The organism is Parendozoicomonas sp. 2304DJ65-17, from assembly GCF_058148445.1.
Window position 1 is genome coordinate 181125 of sequence record NZ_JBYVJV010000011.1, and the last position, 6412, is coordinate 187536.

8 protein-coding genes are annotated in these 6412 nt (G+C 46.1%); 5 read left to right on the top strand and 3 right to left on the bottom strand.

Going from position 1 to position 6412, the window contains the following annotated elements:
• Positions 1-124 precede the first annotated feature (124 nt).
• Complete coding sequence (gene lpxL, locus ACY2RR_RS21685; RefSeq protein WP_490110283.1) at positions 125-1060, top strand: LpxL/LpxP family Kdo(2)-lipid IV(A) lauroyl/palmitoleoyl acyltransferase; 936 nt, start codon at positions 125-127, stop codon at positions 1058-1060.
• Between the two features lie 18 nt (positions 1061-1078).
• Here lpxL and ACY2RR_RS21690 read toward each other — a convergent pair whose 3' ends face one another.
• A complete protein-coding gene (locus tag ACY2RR_RS21690; RefSeq protein WP_490110284.1) occupies positions 1079-1342 on the bottom strand; it encodes a DUF1040 family protein in 264 nt (87 codons plus the stop codon).
• Between the two features lie 116 nt (positions 1343-1458).
• Between ACY2RR_RS21690 and ACY2RR_RS21695 the strand changes: the two genes are divergently transcribed.
• The 3 genes from ACY2RR_RS21695 to ACY2RR_RS21705 all read left to right on the top strand — a co-directional run bounded on the left by ACY2RR_RS21695 (position 1459) and on the right by ACY2RR_RS21705 (position 3353).
• On the top strand, positions 1459-2061 hold the full coding sequence (locus tag ACY2RR_RS21695) for an 8-oxo-dGTP diphosphatase (protein ID WP_490110285.1): 603 nt from the start codon (positions 1459-1461) through the stop codon (positions 2059-2061).
• 143 nt (positions 2062-2204) lie between these two features.
• Positions 2205-2657 carry an Hsp20 family protein gene (locus tag ACY2RR_RS21700; protein ID WP_490110286.1) on the top strand — a complete coding sequence of 151 codons (453 nt, stop codon included), beginning with the start codon at positions 2205-2207 and terminating at the stop codon, positions 2655-2657.
• A 195-nt stretch (positions 2658-2852) separates the two neighbouring features.
• Complete coding sequence (locus ACY2RR_RS21705; protein WP_490110287.1) at positions 2853-3353, top strand: hypothetical protein; 501 nt, start codon at positions 2853-2855, stop codon at positions 3351-3353.
• Between the two features lie 29 nt (positions 3354-3382).
• On the opposite strand, the gene ACY2RR_RS21710 is transcribed toward ACY2RR_RS21705, so the two are convergent.
• Both ACY2RR_RS21710 and ACY2RR_RS21715 read right to left on the bottom strand, forming a co-directional pair.
• Positions 3383-4012, bottom strand: a complete 630-nt coding sequence (locus ACY2RR_RS21710; RefSeq protein ID WP_490110288.1) for a thiol:disulfide interchange protein DsbA/DsbL — start codon at positions 4010-4012, stop codon at positions 3383-3385.
• 106 nt (positions 4013-4118) lie between these two features.
• A complete protein-coding gene (locus ACY2RR_RS21715; RefSeq protein WP_490110289.1) occupies positions 4119-5075 on the bottom strand; it encodes an AEC family transporter in 957 nt (318 codons plus the stop codon).
• Positions 5076-5660: 585 nt separating this feature from the next.
• On the opposite strand from ACY2RR_RS21715, the gene ACY2RR_RS21720 reads away from it, so the two are divergent.
• On the top strand, positions 5661-6287 hold the full coding sequence (locus ACY2RR_RS21720) for a hypothetical protein (RefSeq protein WP_490110290.1): 627 nt from the start codon (positions 5661-5663) through the stop codon (positions 6285-6287).
• The last annotated feature ends 125 nt before the right edge of the window (positions 6288-6412 follow it).

Genomic DNA, 6412 nt, shown 5'->3' on the forward strand with positions numbered 1-6412 from the left:
TTTGTCTGCTTCCGGTATAATGCACTGATCTGATTTATCAAACTTGAGAAGTGCGTTGAATCCGGAGATTGATCACGAAATCCCTTTTAGCGAAAGGGAATACACTGCCAACTACAGCTTTAAGATGGCCTATCTACACCCAAGATACTGGCCACTGTGGTTGCTTATTGTCTTCCTGTTCCTGGTTGGCCGCCTCCCATTCCCATGGGTACTGGCTCTTGGCCGCTGGATAGGCCGAATGTTTATGAAAATGGGCGGCAGTCGGGTAAAAGTTACCCGCAGGAACCTCGAACTCTGCTTCCCGGAAAAATCCAGTGAAGAGCGTGAAGCATTACTGGTAAAAAACTTCGAATCTATCGGCATTGCCTTACTAGAACCCGGTGTCGCATGGTTCTCATCCCGCAAGCGCATTGAACGTATCAGCCGTTTTATTGGCTGGTCACGGGTCTTGAAAGCTCAGGATACAAACCATGGTGTGCTGGTGAGCGCATTGCACATGACCTGTCTTGAAATGGCTTGCCGCATTGCCAGCGAACGTTTCTCTTTCAATATTCTTTACCGGGTCCACGACAACCCTGTTTACGAATATGTGAGTGGAGTCTGCCGCAATCGCTATCGCCACAAGTCACGCTTTATCCCACGGAAACAGGTGAAGGATCTTCTTTACTTTATTAAGCAGGGAGAGATTGGCATTATCCTGCCAGATCAGGATATGGGCCGTAGGCGCAGTCACTTTATTCCTTTCTTTGGTATTGATGCCGCGACCATCCCAAGCACCTCTGACTTCGCTCGTCTTGCCGATGCCAAAGTCGTGACCGGTTCTTATTTCCTGGATGATGACAATCGCTATATTGTTGAATTCTCCGAACCTCTGGAGAATTTCCCAACAGAAGACAACCTGGCTGATACCACCAGAATTTCTGAACTGACCGAGTCCATTGTTCGTCAACACCCTGATCAGTACCTCTGGCAGCACCGGCGCTTTAAAACCCGCCCGGAAGGAGAGCCCTCTCTCTACGGCAAGAAAGAACCTAAAAAGAAGAAAAGAAGGAAAAAATAACAGGAAGGGTGCACAGGCTTAAGCCTTGCACCCTCTTGCTTGCATAAGAGCAGAACGGAAGTCTGGAATAAACTCGCTGTGAACTCCACTCAGCCGAGGGCTACACCCGCAGTTACTTTCTTCCAGTTGGTAAAGAAGTACTTCATCCTTCAAATTGCTGATACTCCCCAAGTGCCCGGCTGATGCTGCAATATGCTCAATCAAACGCATCAGATCCAGTTCAGGCTCTTTTTCCCAGGCTTTCAGCAATAACGAAAGCAACTCCTTTTTACACTCAGTCATCTTAAAGGTACTCACAAACTCAAAGAAACACAGATAAACATCTACCGTGTTATTCTGTGTGCGCTTGAGTATCCCTTACGAAAACAATGAAATCCCTGACAAAAATCAAACTTTAGGTGGAAACCGAAACACCACATCAGTCTCTGGACATTCCTATTGAACAGAGCCAATCTTTGCCAACTCATTTTTACTTTCAGAGAATGGACGCCGATATGCTTATGCCTGCAAAAATAAAATGCCTTGAGGATATCGACTGGGATAACTGGCAGGCCAAAGATCCAGCCACGCTGGTCTTTATAGTCAAAGACGGTCAGATTCTTCTTATTCGCAAGAAAAGAGGTTTAGGGGCTGGAAAAATCAATGGTCCAGGCGGAAAGCTGGAACCGGGTGAAACACCAGAACAATGCGCCATTCGTGAGGTTCAGGAAGAGCTGCATATCACACCACACAACTTAACTTACCACGGCGAAAACCTGTTTCAGTTTGTGAATGGTTACTCCATCCACGTACACGTGTACACCACAGGTTCCTTTGAGGGAACGCCCACGGAAACAGAAGAAGCCATCCCGGTATGGTTTCCTGTGGATGCGATCCCCTATCCCGAAATGTGGGCGGACGATGAGATATGGCTTCCACTGGTTCTGGAAGGTAAGAAGATCTACGGTCGTTTTATCTTTGATGACGACACCATGCTGGATTACAGCCTGACAGAAAAATAATTTTCCAATTTCCCCTTGGAATCGAAAAAAACGCCCCTATATCTTTGAACAAGAGAGGTTGCTCACTGGAGAACTTCTCTTACAGACCTGTCCTCTGGAAGGTCACTTTAATCAAAAAATATTGCTCATTTGAGGATATGAACATGCGTACTATCGATTTCGATCTGTCTCCTTTGTACCGTTCCGCGATTGGCTTTGACCGCATCGCTAATATGCTTGAAAACATAAATCACACCGGCAACCAGAACGGTTACCCCCCCTACAATATTGAACTTCTTGATGAGAACAGCTATCGGATAACTATGGCTGCGGCCGGGTTCCAGGAAGATGAGCTGGATATTGAGAGCCGGGAAAATGTCCTTACTGTGAAAGGCAAAAAGTCTGAAGGTAAGACTGAGCGCAAGTATCTTTATCAGGGTATAGCCGAGCGTAATTTCGAACGTCGCTTTCAGCTGGCCGACTATGTTCGTGTAACCGGCGCCACCATGGAAAATGGATTGCTCCATATTGATCTTGAAAGAGAAATTCCTGAGGCCATGAAGCCCAGAAAGATCAATATTAACAGCGGTAAACTGCTGGAAACTGAAACAAACTAACAACGGGCTTTCACAAGTCTGCGTAGGGGAAGGTATACGTCATACCTTCCCTCTCCGATAAAGCCCCTCTCTTTCCCCTTTCTTTTATACTTAAGTTCCCCTACCCAAAAGCTGCTGGATAGTGACAATCCAGAGCAGAGTTTTGTAGTTACTGCTGGTACACTTCACGGTTTTTCCGAAGGATACAGTAGTCATATGTCCTCCACTTCTGAAGCTCTCTCTCTCGACAAATTACAGGCTGAGCTCAAGCAGCTGAAAGCCGAGAACAAAGCCTTGCAGGCAGACAACCCCAAGCGCTTGAAAACACAGATCAAGCGTCTGCAGGATGATAACCGCAGCAAGAATGCGGAAATCAACCAGCTGAAGAGTCGCCTGAAGAAGACACAGCAGGAAAGCACAGAGAAGGATTCTTTTCTTCACGAAATGAGTGACTCCCTGAACACTCTCAAGGTTCTGGAAAAGCCTCACTGGGAATCAGAAGACAAGAGCTGGGCGGTTTATCTGGAACTGGATAAGGATACTAAAGAAGGTGAACAGCCTGACTTTAATCTGCGCCTTGTAGACCGCAAAACCGGCGGTGCCAAAATGCCACACATGGACGAAGACAAAGACGGTAAGCCAGTTCTGAGCTGGCCGCGCATGCGCGCTATTCCAAAGGATGTAAAAGCCGTTATAGAAAACCTTGTAGAGCTCTAAGAACTCTACAAAGTTTCAAGGAAGCAGTCTTACTGCTGCTTCCTTTCTTTTTCCATCAAATATTCTGCAACCTTCAGCATTTCAGTATTGCTTCCGGCAGACTGCGCAGATAAACGGTACTTGCCGTTTACGATCAGGGCAGGAACACCAGTCAAACGAGAACCACGCACGACAGCATCAGCCTGACGCATCTGGTTACGCACGCCAAATGACTTAAATGCTTTATTAAAGGCAGCTTCAGATACACCATATTTGCTGACAAACTGAGCCATCTCTTCCTGAGAACCTAACTTACGACCTTGCTTATGAATGGCGTTAAAAACATCTTCATGAGCAGCATCGCCAAGTTTCAGGGCATCAACTGTGAAATAAAGCTGGGCATGATTCTTCCATACAGGACTGAACTGGGCAGGCACTTTTCTGAACGAAGTGTACTCTGGCAGTGTCTTTTTCCACGCCTCAATGGTTGGCTCAAGAGTGAAACAGTGAGGGCAGCCGTACCAGAATGCTTCTGCTATCTCGACTTTATCTTTTGTTTGAGTAGGAACAGGTGTATCTAAACGGAAATAATGAACACCTTCCTGATAGGGTTCGGCAGCCATAGCGGCCACGGGGGAAATAAACAGTAAGACGAAAAACGCCTTTATCAATTTTGTCACAACTGACACTCCATTGATCTTTATTTAAGATGCTCCGGCATTGTGTCAGAAATGGTTGCGCTGTCCTACCCCTGATGATGAAAGGCGCAGAATGAGAGGTAAAAGGTCATATCAACTCATAATAACGAAGAAGAAAAATCCCTAGGCTATTGGTAAAAATGGCACCAACAGTTGTAATCGCAACAATGTTTGCAGCTAGCGTTCCCCGCCCCGCTATAGCTCTGGCCATAACAAAGCTGGCAGCAGCTGTTGGGCTTGCGAACAACACAAAAAGAATCCCAAGCTCCATACCCCGGTAACCCAGAAATCCTGCAATAAGCACACCGACGGCAGGCAAAACCACAAGTTTAAAAACAGCAGCCCCGAACGACTCAAAACTTGTCTTCATCATAGCCTGCAGATTAATTGTTCCACCAATTGATAGCAGTGCCAGCGGTAATGCAATTCCGCCAAGGTATTCTGCAACCCGGTAGACCAGTTCGGGAATGGTTAATCTTGAAATACTTATGCCAAGGCTTATGACAACGGATATGATCAGTGGGTTCTTAATAACACTATAAACAAGGGTCGTAGTAGATAACCTGGATTGTTTACCCTCTTCAGCAGCATAAAACTCCAGCACAATAATAGAAAAAACATTGTAGAAAATGATTATCAGGGAAATCAGGAGTGACGACTGGGCAACACCTTCAGCACCATACATATTGTTGGCAAAGGCCAAACCCGTAATTGCCAGGTTCCCGCGAAACGCCCCTTGAACAAAAATCCCCCTAAGCTCCCGCCGTTTCACTGTCACAACGGCGAGAATCCAGGCAAAAACAAAGCTGGCAACAGTGATACCAAGACTCAAAAAAATAAGTGAGGGTTTAACGCTAACGCTTAAATCAAGACGGCTAAGGCTTATAAACAGCAAGGCTGGCATGCTGATATTGAAAACCAGCTTTGATGAAGTCGCTATAAAGCGGTCATCAATAAACTGAGTGCGCTTAAGCACAATGCCCAAAAAGACCATCAGGAATATGGGAAGAGTCACTCCAGCGGTATAAATCAGTGTTTCTAACATTCAGACCTGACCCACACAATATAAGCCCGACCACAGACAGTTTACTCTGAGATAATACCACTACGAGCTAGGCTGGGTTTCAACAAAAACTAGCACACAAAAATGCCGAACATCCGAACAATATTGTTAGTCAAACTAACATTGCGTCATGAGATCTACGCCCCTCAAGTTATCACACCAGCTTAATGCGCACTGTTCCCCCCTAACATTCCTGTTAGTGACGATCACAGGCACAATCTGACACGATAGTAAGAAGCCGTAACCATTGATCAGGGAGGATTTACAATGGCATACGTTTTTGAATGCAGGACGCCATTAATTCGTAACAGTGCAAATACTAATTTATACAGTGCTACCCCAATACCAGGAGAAGCATCTAGAAGCCCAAAGCGTTTGGGACGCTCAGGTGGATGCCAGCCCTATCGCTTCCAGCAACATACTGGCCCCTTAAACAGATTCAAACCTGCTCCACCTTCAGCTGCCAGAATCTCAACATCAGATTGCATATATAGAAATAGGCACCACTATACAAACCAGTCAATATTTTCCAGAGCACTACGAACAATCCGTCTTGGAACTTCATCCATGCTCAAGAAAACTTTAGAGTTCATTGGAGTAATCCCTGCACGACCAGATATTCAGGCTCTGCCTCCCGTTCCTGATCGCCTTATTCCACGCCCAAGACCTGAAGACGTTCTTCCCCGTGGGTTAGAACTCAAAAACTGTAAAAGACTGCCATATGACAGGGAATTAATTTACACACCACCGGCCCCTTGCGAGAAAGGAGAGGAAGCCCTTGCCCCAAAGTCTCTACCTATGCAACCACACGTTTGCACGGGGCAACACTGCCTGTTTGACCATAGTAAGTTTTATGATCCAACCTTGGAAACGATGGACACAGAAGAGATCGAGGAAGAAGAGGAGGAGGAAATTGCATCAGCACTTCCCGGAGAAATACATCACCGAACTTGCTTTGCAAGCTGCCTTCCCCCGAAGGAAAACCAATACACCCCCGGGGAAACAAAGCTGGTATCTGTTCACAGACCAGTTTTTATGGGAAACGAGTTAGTGTATGTGCACTATCAGGAATATATGAGGTTTCTCCTCAATGAGAAAAGGAAGAGTCCGGTATTCAAAGATATCTATGCGGAAGGGAATAGCGAAGAAAATACACTAGGCAAACATAAGCTTCCGACCAGTGCTATGGGATAGCAGATCCCCAACATCTTCTCCCGCGTACAATAAGCAAAAAACCCCGAGCACAAAGTGCTCGGGGTTTTCTAATTAAAGCCTGGCGATGACCTACTCTCACATGGGGAAGCCCCACACTACCATCG